1 protein-coding gene is annotated in these 1,536 nt (G+C 69.9%); it reads left to right on the top strand.

Translation table 11 applies throughout. The features are described 5' to 3' along the window. The first annotated feature begins 97 nt into the window (after nt 1-97). Nucleotides 98-1,507: an IS701 family transposase gene (locus ACWGKT_RS48425; RefSeq protein ID WP_453278810.1), complete on the top strand. Its 1,410-nt coding sequence runs from the start codon at nt 98-100 to the stop codon at nt 1,505-1,507. Nucleotides 1,508-1,536: the final 29 nt, after the last annotated feature.

The raw sequence follows: 1,536 nt of genomic DNA on the forward strand, positions 1-1,536 counted from the left end.
CGGTAGTTCGTTAAATCCGGTCGTGGTGCGGGTTGACGGCAGGTCGGGTTGGTCGTAGGCCGGTGGTAGGAGTCAACTGCCTTGCTGGGGGCTGAAGATGACTGCTCGCCGTCCGTGTCCGCCTGCGCCGGGGCCGTTGGAGGACTACGCGGCCCGGTTCGACGACCTCTTCTTCAGCCTGGCCCAGCGGCGAGGGTTTCGTGAGTATCTGACCGGGCTGCTGGCGCCCCGGGAGCGGAACAAGACGATCACCTGCCTGGCAGGGGCAGAGCCGGTGGCGGGTGCGGGAATGGCGGGGGTGCAGCGGCTGCAGTTCTTCCTGTCCGAGTCGCCCTGGGAGGCCGAGCTGGTCAACGACCGGCGGCTTGAACTGCTGCGCGAGGAGCGGGCGACGGCTCCGCACGACGGCGGGGTCATCGTGATCGACGACTCCGGGGACCGCAAGGACGGCACGGCCACCGCACATGTCGGCCGGCAATGGCTGGGCCGGTTGGGCAAGACGGACAACGGCATCGTCACGGTGACCACGGTGTGGACCGACGGCCGCGTGTACTACCCACTGCACGCCACTCCCTACACCCCCGCCCACCACTTCACCCGCGGCCGGGCCGACCCGGCCTTCCGCACCAAACCGCAGCTGGCCGCTGCCCTCGCGGCCCGAGGCAAGGAGGCCGGCTTCGGCTGCCGAGCCGTGGTCGCCGACTGCGCCTACTCCGTCAGCGACGACTGGTACCTCGCACTGTGCGAGGCCGGCCTGGCCTACGTCGTCGCGCTCAAGCCGCACCGCGGCACCTGGGCCCGGGCCGACCAGCCGCACACTCCCATCGAAGCGGCCCACGCCCTGACCTGGAAGGATGCCAAGCGTCCCGGCGACTGGACACCCGTGGAACGTCACTTCCGCGACGGGCACACCGAGACCTGGTGGGCCGCCGATGCCCGCCTGGGCGGCTACGGCCCCGACTCACCCTGCCGACTGATCGTGGCCACCACCGACCCGGCCCGACTGCCGGAGAAGGCCACCTGGTACCTCGCCACCAACCTGCCCCACCCCGACGCACCCCACGCCACCACCGGCCCGCACCCGCCGGCCGACCTCATCGAGATCGTCCGCCTCTACGGCCTGCGGCCCTGGATCGAGCAGAGCTACAAGCAGATCAAGGACGAACTCGGCTGGGCCGACTTCCAAGTCCGCTCCGACCGCGCCATCCGCCGCCACCAGACCCTGGTCAACTGCGCCTTCTCCTTCTGCTGGGACCAATGGTTCACCCCACCCGGACCCCTCGATGCCACCGCGCCGGACCCGTGCCCCAACGAGGGGCCAGAGAGGGGGATCAACCGAACCCCACCGGCCCCAACAGCCCTGCTGGCCCAGGGCCTTACGAGCCATCCGTTCCTGGCTCACCCCCGCCGTCACCCTCAACCGATGGTGGCGAGCCTGGACGGACACAGACCCACCCGCCGAGCTCCAGGCCCTGATCGACGCGGTCACCACCGGACACGGAATTGACCTCTATCGCCGGATTTAACGAACTACCG

This window comes from Streptomyces sp. NPDC054794, assembly GCF_053611585.1.